Origin of the sequence: Nocardia sp. CA-128927 (assembly GCF_050955855.1) — a bacterium.
In the GTDB taxonomy this organism is placed as follows: Bacteria; Actinomycetota; Actinomycetes; order Mycobacteriales; family Mycobacteriaceae; genus Nocardia.
Genome location: NZ_CP192087.1, coordinates 6,449,365 through 6,467,405, shown reverse-complemented (window position 1 = coordinate 6,467,405; position 18,041 = coordinate 6,449,365). Strand labels below are relative to the sequence as shown.

The following is an 18,041-nucleotide window of genomic DNA, read 5'->3' as shown; positions in this document are numbered from 1 at the left end:
GTGACACCAGATGGTGGAACAGGACAAGCTCCGCGACTACCTCAAGCGTGTGACGGCGGAGTTGCATCACGCTCGCCAGCACATTCGCAGCCAGGAAGTCGCCAGACGAGAACCGATTGCGATCGTGGGGATGGCCTGCCGGTACCCGGGTGGTGTCAGTTCGTCACAAGAGCTGTGGCAGTTGGTTTCCGAGGGCGTGGACGCAACCGGAGACCTGCCGTCGGATCGAGGCTGGGATCTCGACCGCTTGTACAATCCTGATCCCGATTCTCCGGGCACGTCCGCCACTCGACGGGGCGGATTTATCTACGACGCCGGCGAATTCGATCCCGAATTCTTCGGGATCAGCCCCCGGGAGGCCGCGGCGATGGACCCGGCGCAACGGTTGTTGCTCGAGGTGGCGTGGGAGGCTCTGGAGTCTGCTGGGCTGGACCCGTTGCCGTTACGGGAGAGCAGGACAGGGGTATTCGCCGGTGCGATGGCATCGGATTACGGCCCGCGTTTGAGCGACGGCGACCGCGCCAGTGGCGGCTATCTGCTGACCGGCACGGCAAGCAGCGTTGTGTCCGGGCGGGTCGCGTACACGCTGGGGTTGCAGGGTCCGGCAGTGACGGTGGACACGGCCTGCTCGTCGTCGCTGGTGGCGATTCATCTGGCGTGTCAGTCGTTGCGGTCCGGTGAGTCGGACCTGGCGTTGGCCGGCGGGGTGACCGTGTTGTCCACGCCGGGACTGTTCGTCGAGTTCTCGCGCCAAGGCGGGCTGGCCCCTGATGGGCGGTGTAAATCGTTCGGTGCCGCCGCAGATGGCGCCGGGTGGTCTGAGGGTGCGGGTGTGTTGGTGTTGGAGCGTTTGTCGGAGGCCCGCAGGAATGGTCGCCGGGTGTTGGCGGTGGTGCGGGGTTCGGCGGTGAATCAGGATGGTGCATCGAATGGTTTGACGGCACCGAATGGTCCGTCGCAGGAGCGGGTGATTCGTACGGCGCTGGCCGATGCTGGGCTTGTTGCTACGGATGTCGATGTGGTGGAGGGGCATGGCACGGGCACCAGATTGGGGGATCCGATTGAGGCGCAGGCGATTTCGGCGACGTATGGTCAGGATCGGGCCGCGGATCGGCCGGTGTGGTTGGGGTCGGTGAAGTCGAATATTGGTCACACGATGGCTGCTGCGGGTGTGGCGGGTGTGATCAAGATGGTGCAGGCGTTGCGTCATGGGGTGTTGCCGAAAACTTTGCATGCGGATGAGCCGACTCCGTTCGTGGACTGGTCCGCCGGGGTTGTGGGCTTGTTGACCGAGCAGGAGGCATGGCCGCAGACGGGGCGTCCGCGTCGGGCAGGGGTTTCTTCTTTCGGGATTTCGGGGACCAACGCCCATCTCATTCTCGAGCAAGCGTCCCCTGACGAGGAGTCCGTCGGTGCGGCTCCTCCCGTTGTTGGTCTCGTGGCCGGTGAGGGTGGGGTGGATATCGGTGACGGTGGGATGAATGGCGTTGTGCCGTGGGTGATATCGGCAAAGAGCGCTGAGGGGTTGCGGGCTCAGGGGCGACGATTGTGGTCTTTCGTCGATGCTGATCCGGAGGTGGCTGTGGCCGATGTGGGTTTTTCGTTGGTTACCACCCGTAGTGCTTTCGATCATCGTGCGGTGATTGTGGGGTCGTGTCGACCCGATTTCTTGAGCGGCCTCGATAGTTTGGCCCGTGGCGGGTCGGCTCCCCACGTGGTCCAGGGTGTCGGGTCAGGTGTCGGGGGCCCGGTGTTCGTGTTCTCCGGACAAGGGTCGCAATGGGTGGGGATGGGTCGGGAATTACTGGAGTCTTCGCCGGTGTTCGCGGAGCGGTTGAGGGAGTGCTCGGTCGCGGTGGGTGAGTTCGTGGAGTGGTCGGTGTTGGATGTGGCGCGGGGTGTGGCTGGTGCGCCGTCGTTGGATCGGGTGGATGTGGTGCAGCCGGTGTTGTTCGCGGTGATGGTGTCGCTGGCGGCGTTGTGGCGGTCTTATGGGGTGGAACCGGTTGCGGTGGTGGGGCATTCGCAGGGTGAGGTGGCCGCAGCATGCGTGGCCGGGGCGTTGTCGCTGGAGGATGCGGCGCGGGTTGTCGCGCTGCGCAGCAAGGCGATTGCGCGGGTGTTGTCAGGTCGAGGCGCGATGATGTCGGTGGCGCTGCCGGTTGACGAGGTGGAACAACGGGTGGCCCGATGGGGTGGGCGTGTGTCGCTTGCGGCGGTGAACGGGCCTGGATCGGTGGTGGTGTCCGGCGGGGCAGACGAGCTCGAGGAATTGCGGGTGGGATTGTCCGACGAACAGATTCGTACGCGGGTGCTGCCGGTGGATTACGCGTCGCATTCGGCGCAGGTGGCCGATATTCGCGGCGAACTGTTGGAGGTATTGGCGTCCGTCACACCCGTGGAATCGACGGTGCCGTTCTATTCCGCGGTGACGGGGCAGGTGATGGACGCTCGGGATTTGGACGCACAGTACTGGTATACGAACCTGCGCGAAACAGTGCGATTCGAGTCGGCTACGCGCGCGTTGGTGACCGATGGCTACGAGGTATTCATCGAGTGCAGTCCGCACCCGGGTTTGGTCGTGCCGATCCGGGAGACGCTCGACGATCTCGGGTCGTCCGGTGTGGTTTCGGGGACGTTGCGTCGGGATGAGGGAGGGCCGGCCCGGTTCTATGCCGCAGTCGCCGAAGCCTATGTCCATGGTGTGCACGTCGATTGGGCCGCGGTGTTCACCGGCGCGAGCGCCCGGCGAGTGGAGTTGCCCACCTACGCTTTTCAGCGGCAGCGGTTCTGGCTGACCGGCGGTAGTGGCGTCGGCGGCATGTCCGCGGCGGGGTTGGGGGCGGCGGCTCATCCGTTGCTGGGCGCGGCGATCCAGCTGGCCGACAGCCACGGCGCGGTATTGACCGGAAGGTTGTCGCTCGGGTCGCATCCGTGGCTGGCCGATCATCGGGTGTCGGGCCGGGTGCTGCTCCCGGGGACAGCGTTTGTGGAGTTGGCTGTGCGCGCCGGTGACGAGGTCGGTTGCGGCGTAGTGGAGGAGTTGACACTGGAGACGCCGCTGATTCTGTCCGACACCGGGGCAACGCACATCCAGGTTGTCGTGGGAGATACCGACGGGGCTGGACGCCGAGCGTTGACGGTGCATTCTCGGTCGGTGGGCAGTGCGGCCGATACACCATGGGCCCGGCATGCCAGTGGGTTACTTGCGGTCGCCGCCGAGCCGGCCGCGGCGGAGTTCGATTTCGTCGAATGGCCGCCCGTCGGTGCGACGCCGATCGCCCTCGAGGGTGTGTATGACGGGTTGGCGCAAAGCGGTTATGGGTACGGGCCGCTCTTTCAGGGGCTGCGCGCGGCGTGGCGGCGTGGCGGCGAACTTTTCGCCGAGGTCTGCCTGCCCGATGGATTCGATCCAGTCGCTGGAGGTTTCGGTCTGCACCCGGCGCTGTTAGACGCGGCGTTGCATGTGGCGGTGGCGCAGAAGAGCGGGGATGTCGAGGCGATGTTGCTTCCGTTCACGTGGTCTGGGGTGTCACTACATGCGGTGGGTGCCTCGATGTTGCGGGTACGGGTCGCCACTATCGGCCGCGACACGGTGTCATTGCAGGCGTGCGATGGTGCTGGCGCACCGGTGATCTCCGTGGAGTCGCTGGTGTTGCGGCCGCTCGCAGCCGGGCAATTCGATTCGATAAGCGGTAGCGATCACGAGTCGCTGTATCGCGTGGACTGGATAGACCTGCCTGTGCCGGATCTGGCGGATGCGGGGCAGTGGGTGGTGGTGGGGCAGTCGAATGTGACCGCGGCACTGTCCGAAGCCGGTGTCGTGGTGCGGCACTGTGTGGATCTGTCGTCCGCTGCGGGGGAAGGGGGCGCCGATGTGGTGGTGGTCGATTGCCTGGCAGTCGGTTGGACCTCGGTCGATGTCGCGAGGGTAGTTCATGAAGTTCTGAGATTGGTGCAGGAGTGGTTGGCGCAGAAGCGGTTCGCTTCGTCTCGATTGGTTTTGCTGACTCATGGTGCGATGAGCACCGAGCAGGGCGACGACGTCACCGATCCGGCGCATGCGGCGATCTGGGGACTGGTGCGTTCGGCGCAGACCGAGCACCCCGACCAGTTCGTTCTGGTGGATCTCGACGGCGAGCAATCGGTCGCCGCGTTGCCGATGGCGTTGGCCGCCAATGAATCACAGCTCGCGCTGCGCGCCGGCACGATACGGGTACCCCGGCTGACACGTGCCGGGCGGGACGCGATGTTGGCGTTGCCCACCGACTCGGCGGGGTGGCGAATCGAATCCGGCACGCAGGGAACGTTGGATTCGCTTGTTGTTGTCGACTCGGCTGCCTCGGTCCCGCTGCTCGGCGGACAGGTCCGGGTATCAATGCGCGCGGCGGGCATGAACTTCCTCGATGTTGCCATCACGTTGGGCATGGTGCCTCGTGACAGGGTCATCGGTGCAGAGGGTGCGGGCGTGGTGGTGGAGGTCGGGCCCGGTGTGCGCGGGCTGGTGGTCGGTGATCGAGTGATGGGTCTGTTCGCGGGTGCGTTCGGCCCGGTCGCGGTGACCGATCAGCGGCTGCTGGCGCGTGTTCCTGCCGATTGGTCGTTCGTCACGGCAGCGTCGGTGCCAGTGGTGTTTCTGACCGCCTACTACGCATTGCACGACTTGGCGGATCTGCGGGCTGGTGAATCACTGCTGGTGCACGCCGCGGCGGGCGGGGTGGGTATGGCTGCGGTCCAGTTGGCCCGACATTGGGGTGCGCAGGTCTTCGCTACCGCGAGCCCACCGAAGTGGGAGACCGTGCGTGGGCTCGGTGTCGGAAGCGAGCGTGTCGCGTCGTCCCGTGATCTGGGGTTCGAGCAGCGGTTCCTGGATGCCACCGCCGGCCGGGGCATGGACGTGGTGCTGGGCTCGCTGGCGGGGGAGTTCGTGGACGCCTCGCTGCGCTTGCTGCCGAGCGGTGGCCGCTTCGTGGAAATGGGCAAGACCGATATCCGTAGCGCGGACGCCATCGCCGCACAGTATCGCGATGTCCGATACCAGGCATTCGACCTAGGGGCGGTAGATCCGGACCGAATCCAGAGCATGCTGGCCGCATTGCTGGAACTCTTCGATCGTGGGGTGCTCAACCCATCACCGGTGCGGGTGTGGGATGTACGGCGCGCGCCGCAGGCGATGCGGTATCTGAGTCAGGCGCGTCATGTGGGCAAGCTCGTACTGACCGTGCCCCGGTCGTTGGATCCAGCGGGCACCGTGTTGATCACTGGCGCCACAGGCACGCTGGGCGGGTTGGTGGCGCGGCATCTGATCACCGAATGGGGCGCGCGGCATGTGTTGTTGATCAGCCGCAGCGGACCCGATGCCTCCGGCGCGGGCGAACTGGTGGCCACGCTGTCCGGGCTCGGGGCGCGAGTTCGGATCGAGGCATGCGATGTGGCCGACCGCCCCGCCCTGGCCGGGTTGTTGAGCACGGTGCCGGTGGAACATCCGCTGACTATGGTCGTGCACGCGGCAGGTGTGCTCGACGACATTCCGGTGGAGTCGCTGACACCGCAACAGCTCGACAGAGTGCTGAGCGCCAAGGTCGACGGCGCGCTCAACCTGCACGAGCTCACGTGTGCGGCCGATCTGGCCGCGTTCGTGTTGTTCTCCTCGGTGGCCGCCACGTTCGGCACTGCCGGACAAGGCAACTACGCCGCAGCAAACGCGTTTCTCGACGGCCTGGCGCAGCACCGCAGAGCGCGCGGGTTGCCTGCTACTTCGGTGGCGTGGGGTCTGTGGGCAGAAGGGACGGGCATGACCGGGCACCTGACCGCCCGGGACCTCGAACGGCTCGCCGAGACCGGTGTGGCCCCCCTGGCCACCGAGCAAGGTCTGGCATTGTTCGATGCAGCCTTGCTAGGTGATGACGCGATGCCGGTGGCGGCCCGCCTCGATCTCGGTCCGCTACGCGCACGTCCAGATGACGAGCTCACCGCTCCGCTGCTACGTGGCCTGCTGCGCGGACCGACCCGACGATCCACCGCCGCCGCTGGCAGGGACAGTTCGTCGTCGCTGGCGCAGCGGCTTGCCGGGATGCCAGCGGATGAGCAGCAGCGAGCTGTGCTCGAGTTGGTGCGTGCCGCGGCGGCGGTCACGTTGGGGCACACAAGTCCCGAGGTGGTGCCCGCCGACAGGGCTTTCAGGGAGGTCGGGTTCGATTCGTTGACGGCTGTGGAATTGCGTAACCGGATCAGTACTGTCACCGGGTTGCGTTTGCCGTCGACGTTGATTTTCGACTATCCGACGCCTATGGCGCTCGCCCGGCATTTAGTGGTCGAGCTCGTCGGCGCGGACACTGCCGCGCCTGTGGTGGCTGTGGTGGCGGACGAGCCGATCGCGATTATCGGCATGTCGTGCCGGTATCCCGGCGGCGCGGATTCACCGCAGCAGTTGTGGGCGATGCTGTCGATGGCCACCGATGCGATCGGGGTCTTTCCCACCGGCCGAGGATGGGACCTCGACGGGTTGTATGACCCCGATCCTGACCGGTCGGGAAAATCGTACGTGCGCCAAGGCGGATTTCTCAGTGGCGCCGCCGAGTTCGATGCGGGGTTCTTCGGGATCAGTCCGCGTGAAGCCTTGGCGATGGATCCCCAGCAGCGGCTACTCATGGAAACAACGTGGGAGGCGATCGAACACGCTGGTGTGGTCCCGAACTCGTTGCGGGGCAGCAAGACCGGAGTGGTCGTGGGCATAATCCCCCAGGAATACGGTCCCCGTCTGCACGATCTGGACCGAGGCACCGACGGTTACCTCATGACCGGCCGTGCCACCAGTGTTGCCTCGGGACGGCTCGCGTACACCCTGGGGTTGGAAGGGCCTGCGGTGAGTGTGGATACCGCGTGTTCGTCGTCGTTGGTGGCGATTCATCTGGCATGTCAGGCGTTGCGTTCGGGTGAGTGCGAAATGGCGTTGGCTGCTGGGGTGACGGTGATGGCCAGCCCATTCGAGTTGCTTGAAATGAGTCGGCAGCGGGGGCTTTCGGTGGATGGTCGGTGTAAGGCGTTCGGGGCTGGTGCTGATGGTTTGGGTGTGGGTGAGGGTGTGGGTGTGTTGGTGTTGGAGCGTTTGTCGGAGGCCCGCCGGAATGGTCGTCGGGTGTTGGCGGTGGTGCGGGGTTCGGCGGTGAATCAGGATGGTGCGTCGAATGGTTTGACAGCGCCGAATGGTCCGTCGCAGGAGCGGGTGATTCGGGCGGCGTTGGCGAATTCTGGTGTGGCTGCCACGGATGTGGATGTGGTGGAGGCGCATGGGACGGGCACCAAGTTGGGTGATCCGATTGAGGCGCAAGCGATTCTGGCGACGTATGGTCAGGGTCGGCCGGTGGATCGGCCGGTGTGGTTGGGGTCGCTGAAATCCAATATCGGTCACACTCAAGCCGCGGCGGGCGTGGCGGGTGTGATCAAGATGGTGCAGGCGATGCGTCATGGGGTGTTGCCGAAGACTTTGCATGTGGATGAGCCGTCGCCGTTTGTGGATTGGTCTTCGGGGGCGGTGGGGTTGTTGACCGAGCAGCGGCCGTGGCCGGAGACGGGGCGTGCGCGTCGGGCGGGGGTTTCTTCTTTCGGGATTTCGGGAACCAACGCCCACCTCATTCTGGAACAAGCACCGACTGAGTCCGAAGTTTTCGACCGGACCGAGTCTGCCAATGGCGGGACGGTCGCCGATGATGCGGCGTCCGGTGCCGACGGAGTGGGTGCTGTTGTGCCATGGGTGATTTCGGGTAAAAGTGCTGAGGCGTTGCGGGCGCAGGCGCGACGGTTGCGGGCTTTTCTCGATGACGGTGTCGACTCGGGGATGGGTGTGGCCGATGTGGGTTTGTCGTTGGTGACTGCGCGTAGTGCGTTTGATCATCGTGCGGTGGTTGCGGGGTCGTCCCGGGAGGATTTGGTTCGGGGGTTGGATGTGGTGGCCGCGGGTGATGTGGCCGCCGATGTGGTAACGGGAGTTGTGTCCCGGGACCCGGGCAAGGTGGTGTTCGTGTTTCCGGGGCAGGGTTCGCAGTGGGTGGGAATGGGGCGGGAGTTGGTGGAGTCCAGCCCGGTGTTTGCGGTGGAGTTCGATCGGGTGTGTGGGGAGTTGGATCGGTGGCTGGGTTGCGAGGAGTCGTGGGGCGCGGGGGCGGGATCTTCGGTGCGGGAGGTGGTGTTGGCGGGGGATGGGACGCCGGAGGCGGGTTTGTTGGATCAGACGGTGTTTACGCAGGCGGGGGTGTTCGCTGTCGAGGTCGCGTTGTATCGGGTGTTGGAGTCATGGGGGATGACACCGGATTATCTGGTGGGGCATTCGATTGGTGAGGTCGCGGCGGCGTATGTGGCGGGGGTGTTGTCGTTGCGGGATGCGTGTGTGTTGGTGGCGGCGCGGGGCCGCTTGATGCAGGAGCTCGCGAGCGGGGGGGCGATGGCCGCGTTGGGTGTCGATGACGCGGAGGTGGCGGCGTTGCTGGCCGGTTTCGAGGATCGCGTGGGTGTGGCGGCGGTGAACACTCCGGGTTCGGTAGTCGTTTCTGGGGATGGTGAGGTGGTAGCCGATCTCGCCGCACGAGTCGCTGAGCGGGGTGGGCGGACCAAAATGCTGGGCGTGTCGCATGCGTTTCATTCCCCGCTGATGGATCCGATGCTCGACCCGTTCCGGGAAGTTTTGGCGGGGTTGGAGTTTCATGCCCCGTCGGTGCCGATCGTGTCGACGGTGACTGGTGAGTTGGCTACGGTCGAGCAGTTGTGTTCACCGGAGTATTGGGTGGATCACGCGCGTCGTACGGTGCGTTTCGCTGACGCGATCGCATGGTCGGTCGCGCAGGGGGCGACGGTTTTCTTGGAGGCCGGCCCTGGGGGTGCTTTGAGTGCTGCGATCACCGAATCGTTGCTCGATGGTGGGTCTTCGCTCGATGGGGAAAACGCGCATGACAATCAACAACGTTCGTTGGTGGTTCCGGTGCTGCGTCGCGAGTGGCCCGAGATGTTGTCGGTGTTGACCGCGGTGGCCGAAGCTTATGTCTGCGGTGTGGGTGTCGATTGGGCGGTGGTGTTCGCTGGTATGAACGCGCGGCGGGTTGAGTTACCCACCTACGCATTTCAACGGCAGCGGTTCTGGCTGGAATCGGTCAGCGCTGAGTCGGGCGCTGTTTCACCGGTGGCGGACGCGCAGTTTTGGGAAAGCGTGGAGCGGGAAGAAATCGAGGCGCTGGAGTCGACATTGGGGGTGCGGAGGGGGCAGTCGCTGGGGGAGGTGTTGCCCGCGTTGGCGTCGTGGCGTCGGCGCTGTCGTGATCAATCGACCGTCGAGTCGTTGTGGTATCGGGACAGTTGGAAACCGCTGTCCGACAGGAAAAGCACGACATTGTCGGGGACCTGGGTCGTGGTGGTTCCCGCTTTCCATAGTGGGCATGTGTGGGTCGCCGGTGCTGTCGAGGCATTGGCTGCCCGTGGCGCCGAGGTGGTGCGGTTGGTGGTCGAGAACGCCGATGTCGATCGTGCGGGCTTCGCTGAACGGATGCGCGATGCGCTGGCGGGCACGACGGTATTGAGTGGTGTGCTGTCGTTACTCGCGTTGGATGAACGCCGTCATTCAGTCTATCCGGCTGCTCCCCAAGGCTATGCCCTGACCCTGGCGCTGCTGCAGGGGATGGTCGATACAGGTGTCGACGCCTGCTTGTGGTGCGCGACGTGCGGCGCGGTGTCGGTCAGCGGGTCGGAAGCTCTGAATCATCCTGTCCAGGCACTGGTTTGGGGGCTGGGCCGAGTAGCGGCATTGGAGCAGCCGCAGCGGTGGGGCGGGCTCGTCGACCTGCCCGACAGTGTGGACGAGCAGGCGCAGGCACGACTTGCGAGTGTGTTGGCCGGGCTCGACCGCGAGGATCAAGTGGCCGTACGGAACTTCGGAACGTTCGGTCGCCGCTTGGTGCGCGCTCCTGCGCGGAAGTCCTCGACTGTGCGGGAGTGGAAGCCGTGGCGTTCGGTGTTGATCACTGGCGGCACCGGGGCGTTGGGGGCGCATGTCGCTCGCTGGTTGGCCCGCAATGGTTCCGAGCATGTGGTGTTGACCAGTCGCAGTGGGCCGCAGGCGCCGGGCGTGGCTGAATTGTCGGCCGAACTCATCGGTTTGGGGGTCGAGGTAACCGTCGCCGCGTGTGACGTCGCTGATCGGGCGGCCCTCGCGGAGTTGATCGCCGAGGTGTCGCCATTGAACGCGATTGTTCATACCGCAGCGGTATTGGACGACGGTGTGCTTGATTCGTTGACCATCGAGCAGGTTGATCGCGTGTTGCAGGTGAAGATGGACGGCGCATGGAATCTGCACGAACTCACTCGCGACATGGACTTGTCGGGTTTTGTGTTGTTCTCCTCGATGGCCGGTACCGTCGGAATGCTCGGCCAAGGAAATTACGCGCCGGGAAATGTCTATCTGGATGCGTTGGCGCAATGGCGCCGAGCGTCAGGGTTGGTGGCGACGTCGGTGTCGTGGGGATTGTGGGCCGGCGGCGGGATAGGTGACGACAAATCTTCTGAAACGGCGCATCGTCATGGGGTGCTGGCGATCGAGCCGGAATTGATGACCATGGCCCTACGGCAGGCCCTCGAGCAGGACGAAACGTCCGTGACCGTTGCTGGAATCGACTGGGAACGATTCTTCGTCGCATTCACCGAGACTCGGTCGAGCCCACTGCTCGCAGACCTGCCCGAGGCGGAGAGATTCGGGCAGTCGGGTACTGATGCCATAGGGATTGCTTCCGCGGGGCCGTTCTTAGCGGATCGTATTGCCGGCCTCGGCGCGGTCGCGGGTGAACAGATGCTGCTCGATCTGGTGTCCGCAGAAGTGGCCAGAGTGCTGGGCTACACCGCATCTCAGCGCATCGACATGGAGCAGGACTTCAAGAGTCTGGGGTTCGACTCGGTGACGGCCGTGCAGTTACGGAACCGGTTGACCGCGGCCGCTGGTCGGCCGTTATCGGTGACGTTGGTGTTCGACTATCCCACGATCAGCGCGCTGGCCCGCCATTTGTTCGGAGAACTGGCAGACGGTCGAACCCAGACGACCGAGCCGATGTTGGACGGATTGGAACGCTTGGAGATGGCGATGTCCGCCGACTCACTCGGGCTGACCCGGATCGCCTCGGACGAGCAGGGCCGTACAGCGATCACCGTACGACTGCGAGCACTGGTCACGAAGTGGACCGATATAGCCCTCGCCGAGAGTGCGACAGAGACCGAGATCAGCGCGGCGGACAAGTTGAAATCGGCATCCGAGGACGAGGTATTCGCCTTCTTTGGACAGTTCGGGATTTCATGAAATATCCACGATTCTCAGGAAACTACGCTTACCGGGTTTGGAGTGATATCGGATGGTGAACGAGCAGAAGTACCGTCACTTCCTCGAGCGCGCGGGGGTCGAGTTAGCGGACGCGCACAAACGGCTACGGGAAATCGAGGCAGCTCGGCGGGAGCCGATCGCGATTGTCGGTATGGGTTGCCGGTATCCCGGTGGCGCGGATTCCCCGAAGCGGTTGTGGGAGGTGCTTTCTGCGGGCATGGATGTGGTCGGGGAGTTTCCCGTGGGTCGTGGTTGGGACGTCGACGGGTTGTATGACCCCGATCCTGACCGGTCGGGTAAATCATATGTCCGGTATGGCGGATTCCTTTACGATGCTGCCGAGTTCGATGCGGGGTTTTTCGGGATCAGTCCGCGTGAGGCGTTGGCGATGGATCCGCAGCAGCGGTTGTTGCTGGAGACCGCGTGGGAGGCGGTCGAACACGCTGGTCTGGTCCCGAACTCGTTGCGGGGCAGCAAGACCGGGGTGTTCGCTGGGGTGATACCCCAGGAATACGGTCCACGTCTGAACGATCCGGACCGAGGCACCGAGGGCTACCTCTTGACTGGTCGCACCAGCAGTGTCGCCTCGGGACGGCTGGCCTACACCCTGGGGTTGGAAGGGCCGGCGATGACGGTGGATACGGCGTGTTCGTCGTCGTTGGTGGCGATTCATCTGGCGTGTGCGTCGTTGCGTTCGGGTGAGTGTGATATGGCGTTGGCTGGTGGGGTGACGGTGATGGCCAGCCCTTTCGGGTTGCTCGAGATGAGCCGCCAGCGGGGGCTTTCTGGAGATGGCCGGTGTAAATCGTTTGCCGCGTCGGCGGATGGGTTCGGTATGGCTGAGGGGGTGGGTGTGCTGGTGGTGGAGCGGTTGTCGGATGCGCGGCGGGAACGGCCACCATGTGTTGGCGGTGGTGCGGGGTTCGGCGGTGAATTCCGATGGTGCGTCGAATGGGTTGACTGCGCCGAATGGTCCGGCGCAGGAGCGGGTGATTCGGGCGGCGTTGGCCAACGCCGGTCTGGCTACGGCGGATGTGGATGCGGTGGAGGCCCACGGGACGGGCACGAAACTGGGTGATCCTATTGAGGCGCAAGCGATCCTGGCGACGTATGGGCAAGACCGACTTGCGGATCAGCCGGTGTGGTTGGGGTCGGTGAAATCCAATATCGGTCATGCGGCGGCGGCGGCGGGTGTGGCGGGCGTGATCAAGATGGTGCAGGCAATGCAGTATGGGGTGTTGCCTGCGACGTTGCATGTCGATGAGCCGTCCCCGTTCATCGATTGGTCGTCCGGCGCGGTGGAGTTGCTGACAGAGCAGCGGCTGTGGCCCGAGACCGCCCGCCCGCGCCGGGCGGGGGTCTCCTCGTTCGGGATCTCGGGGACCAATGCGCATTTGATCCTCGAACAGGCGCCTGCCAGTGACGCCGATGCTGACGGTGCGGCTCCCTCTGTGGTTGGCGGTGTCGTGTCGGGTGCGGGCGAGACGGCTGTCGGTGGTGTGGATGGTGTTGTGCCGTGGGTGATTTCGGGTAAGAGCGAGGATGCTTTGCGGGCGCAGGCGCAACGGCTGCGGGCTCGTGCGGATGCTGATTCGGGTGTCGGTGTGGCGGACGTGGGTGTGTCGTTGGTGGCGACTCGTAGTGTGTTCGATCATCGCGCGGTGGTGCTGGGGGAGTGCCGGAAGGATTTCTTGCGGGGTTTGGATGTAGTGGCCGGTGGGGGTGCGGCTGCTGATGTGGTGGCGGGAGCTGTGTTCCCGGGCGCGAGCAAGGTCGTGTTCGTGTTTCCTGGTCAGGGCTCGCAGTGGGTGGGGATGGGGCGGGACTTGCTGCAGGCAAGTCCGGTCTTCGCTGAGCGGATGGAGGAGTGTGCGCAGGCTTTGGGGGAGTTCACTGACTGGTCGCTACTGGATGTGGTGTGTGGGGTGGAGGGTGCGCCGTCGTTGGATCGGGTGGATGTGGTGCAGCCGGTGTTGTGGGCGGTGATGGTGTCGTTGGCTGCGGTGTGGCGGTCTTTGGGGGTGGTGCCTGCGGCCGTGGTGGGGCATTCGCAGGGTGAGGTCGCGGCGGCGTGTGTGTCGGGTGCTCTGTCTCTGCAGGATGGGGCGCGGGTTGTTGTTGTGCGCAGCAGGGCGGTTGGTGAGGTGCTGGCAGGGCGCGGTGGGATGGCGTCGGTGTCGTTGCCGGTGGAGGAGGTGGGTGAGCGGATCGCTGGCTGGGGTGCTCGGTTGGGTGTGGCGGTGGTGAATGGTCCGTCGTCGGTGGTGGTGTCGGGTGAGCCAGGTGCGCTGGACGAACTGGTGGCCGCGTGCGCGGATAGTGGAGTCCAGGCGAAGCGGATTCCGGTGGACTACGCGGCTCATTCCGTGGGGGTCGAGTTGATTCGTGATCGGATATATGAGGGGTTGGCCGGGATAGTTCGTGGTGTGTCCGAGGTTCCGTTCTATTCGAGTTTGACTGGTGGTTTGATCGATACGGTGGAATTGGATGCGGGGTATTGGTACCGGAATTTGCGGGACACAGTACGTTTCGATCAGGCTGCGGGTGCTTTGGCGCAAGATGGTCATAATGTTTTCATTGAGTGCAGTCCGCATCCGGGGTTGACGCTGTCGGTTGGTGACACGTTGGACCGTTTTGGAGTTCCGGGCGTTGTGGTGGGGTCGTTGCGTCGTGGTGAGGGTGGTTTGCGGCGTTTTCTGCAGTCGGTAGCGCAGGTGTTTGTGTGTGGTGTTGCAGTGGATTGGGGCAGTGTGTTCTCGGGTGTAGGGGCTCACCGGGTGGAGTTGCCGACATATGCGTTTCAGCGGCAGCGGTTCTGGCTGGGGGCTGGTTCTGGTGTTGGTGATGTGTCGCCGGCGGGGTTGGGGGTGGTGGATCATCCGTTGCTGGGTGCTGTGGTGGAGCTGGCTGATGGTGCTGGGGTGGTGATGACGGGCCGGTTGTCGCTGGGTTCGCATCCGTGGTTGGCGGATCATGTGGTGGCGGGTTCTGTGTTGTTTCCCGGTACTGGCTTTGTTGAGTTGGCATTACATGCTGGTCAGCTTCTTGGTTGTGGCGTGATTGATGAGCTGGTGATGGAGGCGCCATTGGTGTTGCCTGAGCGGGGTGGGGTCGATCTACAAGTAATGCTGGGAAGCCCGGATGAATCGGGACACCGTTCCCTGAAAATTCATTCCCGTGTTCAGCGGCCGGGTGGCGAGGTCTTCATAGACGAGGACGAGCCATGGATGCTGCATGCCAGGGGGACGGTGACATGTGACGCCAGGACCGAGGGTTTCTGGGATGTCGAGCAGTGGCCACCGATGGGCGCGCAGCCGGTGCCGGTAAATGGTTTATACGATGGATTGGCTGATCTGGGTTACCTGTACGGGCCGGTATTTCAGGGTGTGCAGGCGATGTGGCGAGACGGGGGGACGGTTTACGCTGAGGTGATTTTGCCCGCCGACACCGATACCCGCGCTGATGGGTTCGGTGTGCATCCGGCGTTGTTGGATGCGGCATTGCACCCGATGGGATTACCTGTCAGCGATGTTCGCCATGACAAGCGTTCTGGGGACAGCCATTTGCTGCCGTTCTCATGGTCTGGGGTGCGGCTTCACGCCTCCGGTGCGAGTGCCGCGCGGGTGAGACTGTTGATGACCGGTTCTGACACGGTGACCGTGACGCTCGCCGATTCCACCGGTGCCGTGCTGGCCACTATCGACTCGCTGGTGTGTCGCCCGATCGCCGCTGATCAGTTGAGAAGTTCCCAGAACCCGGTGGGTGATCCGCTGGTGCGGAACTCGTTGCTACGAGTGGATTGGTCACCGGTTTCCCTATCAGCCGCATCCGGTGAACGGAAGTGGGCGGTTCTCGGTCCGATCGTTCGCGGCCTGGACGATTTCGGGTTGTCTGGTAGCCCACGGTTCGCCGATGTCGCGGCGCTGGGCGTGGCTATCGAAGCGGGGCAGCCCGTCCCCGACACGGTGATCTTGCCGCTTATCGGGCCCGAGGGCGATGTGGTTGACAGGGTTCATGACGCGGTCAACGCGGTGTTGCGGACAGTGCAGGCCTGGTTGGCCGATTCGCGGTTGGCCGATTCGCGGTTGGTAGTGCTCATCCGGGGAGCCGAAACCCAGTTCGAGGATGCGGGTGCCACAGGGTTCGCGGCTGCTGCGGTGCGAGGGCTGATCCGCTCCGCGCAGTGGGAGAACCCCGGCCGCCTCGGACTCCTGGATCTGGGTGACACCGCCGCCGAGGCCGTTTCTGCCGTGCTGGCCGCGGCCCTGGCCAGCGGGCAACCAGAACTGGCTTATCGGGGCGGCACTATGCGCGCACCGCAATTGGTCCGGGCGAATGTCGCCGAGCGTCTGATATTGCCGGTGGGTACGTCGGCGTGGCGGGCTGGGATTACCGGTTCGGGAACGCTGGACGGTGTCTCGGTGGTGGCTTGTACGGAGGTGGCGGCGCGGCTGGGAGCGGGGCAGGTCCGGGTGGCGATGCGGGCCGCGGGCATGAACTTCCGTGATGTGGTGGTGATGAGTCTGGGGATGGCTCCGGATGAAATCGCCCAGGGGATGGGTCATGAGGGCGCCGGGGTGGTGCTCGAGACGGGGCCGGAGGTGACCGAGTTCGCCTGTGGTGACCGGGTGCTGGGCGTGGTCCCCGCAGCGTTCAGTTCGGTGGTGGTAGCCGATGAGCAAATGCTGGTACGGCTGCCCGCTGGATGGTCGTTCGAGCAGGGCGCCGCAGTGCCGGTGGCGTGGTGCACGGCATGGTTCGGGCTGGCTGATCTTGCCGGGCTGGCCGCCGGGGAATCAGTGCTGATCCATGCCGGCACGGGAGGTGTGGGCATGGCTGCGGTGCGGCTGGCTCAGCGGTGGGGAGCGGAGGTCTTCGCGACGGCGAGTCACGGGAAGTGGGACACGTTGCGCGGGATGGGTCTGGACGAGGACCACATCGGTGATTCCCGCACTGTGGAGTTCGAGGAACGTTTCCGTGCGGTGACCGGCGGACGTGGTGTGGATGTCGTGCTCAATTGTCTGGCGGGGGAGTTCACCGATGCCTCGCTGCGGTTACTGGCGCTAGGCGGCCGATTTGTGGAGCTGGGCAGGACCGACGTCCGCGACGCCGACCAGATCGGTGCCGACTATCCGGGGGCGTGTTACCGGGTGTTCGACCTCGCCGAGGCGGGGCCCGCGCGGATCAGGGACATCCTGAATGAGGCTGTGGGCCTGATCAGCCAAGGCCAGATACCGCCGGTTCCGATCACGACCTGGGATATTCGGCGGGTTCGGCAAGCGATGCGATGGATGAGCCAAGCCAAGCACACCGGCAAGATCGTGCTTGCCATACCCCCCACGCTGGATTCGCACGGGACAGTGCTGATCACGGGTGGCACCGGGACTTTGGGGGGAATTATTGCCCGGCATGTGGTGACGGCCTATGGGATAACGAATGTGCTGTTAGTCAGCCGCCGGGGCTGGGACGCGCCGGGCGCACCAGAGCTGTCGGCCGAACTGGACGCCTTGGGTGCCACGGTGACCATTGTCGCGTGCGACATCGCTGATCGGGCGGCCGTGGCCGAGTTACTGGCCGCGATCCCGGGCGAGCACCCGTTGACTGCGGTTATCCATGCGGCGGCGATTCTCGATGACGGCTTGGTGCCTGATCTCACCGCTGATCGAGTTGACGCGGTGCTGCGGCCCAAGGTCGACGCGGCTTGGCACCTGCACGAGCTCACTCAGGACAAAAATTTGGCGGCGTTCGTGTTGTTCTCGTCGCTATCGGGGGTGCTGGGCCTGCCAGGACAGGCCAACTATGCCGCAGCCAACACGTTCCTGGACGCGCTGGCCCAGTATCGGCAGGCGCTGGGCCTGGCCGCGTGCTCTCTGGCGTGGGGATTCTGGGCGCAAACCAGTGCGTTGACTGGTCGTCTGGGCCAGCTCGATCTGGTCCGGGGGAGCCGGACCGGCATCGTGGCGATAGCCACCGAGCAGGGGCTGGCTTTGCTGGACGCCGCACTGGGTTCGGGTGAAGCGAATCTGGTACCTGCCCGGCTGGAAATTGCGGCGCTTCGCTCCCAATCCGAAGCCGGGACACTCCCGCTCATTCTGCGGGGCTTGGCACGTGGCCCGGCCCGCCGTGCCGCCGCACCGGATACCACGGACGCGTCTTGGGCGCATCGCCTGGCCGTTCTGCCTGCGGATGAGCGCGCAAGGGCATTGTTCGAGCTGGTTCGGACCCAGGTGGCCACCGTGCTCGGCCACATCACCGCCGAGACGATCGACCACACGCAGGCGTTCAAGGACATGGGCTTTGACTCGCTGACCGCAGTGGAGCTGAGGAACCTGTTGACGGCGGCCACCGGGCTACGTCTGCCGCCCACCCTGGTATTCGACTACCCCACCATCACCACCCTGGCCGAACACCTACTGCGCGAAATCACGGGCACCGCACCGGCGCAGGTCGTGCCGACCACCACCGACGCCTTGCGGCACATCCAGACGGAACTCGATCGGCTGGAGCCCACCCTGGCGGTCGTGGCCGAAGACACCGAAGCGAGGGACCGGCTCGGCCTGCGATTACGCGACCTGCTGGTGAAACTCGGTGATTCGCGAGAAGCGTCTAACGGCAGAGGTGAAGCAGCCGAATTGAACGCCGCCTCGGACGACGAACTCTTCACCTTTATAGACGAACAGCTATGAACGAA

Annotated in this window: 1 protein-coding gene and 1 pseudogene; both read left to right on the top strand. The window is 64.6% G+C overall.

Translation table 11 applies throughout. The annotated features are described in order from the left end of the window. Positions 1-10: 10 nt before the first annotated feature. On the top strand, positions 11-11,329 hold the full coding sequence (locus ACQPW1_RS30040; RefSeq protein WP_433655140.1) for a type I polyketide synthase: 11,319 nt from the start codon (positions 11-13) through the stop codon (positions 11,327-11,329). A 52-nt stretch (positions 11,330-11,381) separates the two neighbouring features. Then, positions 11,382-18,036 (top strand): annotated as a pseudogene (locus ACQPW1_RS30035) (SDR family NAD(P)-dependent oxidoreductase). Positions 18,037-18,041: the final 5 nt, after the last annotated feature.

Excerpts from the sequence above, each read along its gene's own strand:
- ACQPW1_RS30040 (WP_433655140.1), top strand. The coding sequence starts at position 11 with ATGGTGGAACAGGACAAGCTCCGCGACTACCTCAAGCGTGTGACGGCG.